Source organism: Klebsiella sp. K47 (assembly GCF_051858335.1).
Classification (GTDB): domain Bacteria; phylum Pseudomonadota; class Gammaproteobacteria; order Enterobacterales; family Enterobacteriaceae; genus Klebsiella; species Klebsiella pneumoniae.
On sequence record NZ_JBPYUI010000558.1, the window covers coordinates 1 to 212 of the forward strand.

Consider the following 212-nt stretch of genomic DNA (forward strand, 5'->3'; position numbering starts at 1 on the left):
GCTATGGCCACGGCCGCATTGTCGATCTGGTGCGCTCCCGCCAGGGCGGGCGCCGGCAGGTCCATGAACAGGTCCGCCGTCTGGAAGGCCATGCCGCCCCGCTCGGCCCAGGCGTCGAAATCCACACCCAGAACCGTCAGCCGCGTATGGACGTCGGCGGCCCGGCGTTCGATGGCCTTGAACGCCTCCTCGCGCTGGCGCCCGATGACGGC

Annotated in this window: 1 protein-coding gene; it reads right to left on the minus strand. The window is 71.2% G+C overall.

The features are described from left to right. Nucleotides 1-212 (minus strand): hypothetical protein (locus RRF55_RS29200; protein ID WP_439419481.1); only part of this gene is annotated, 212 nt, incomplete at both ends.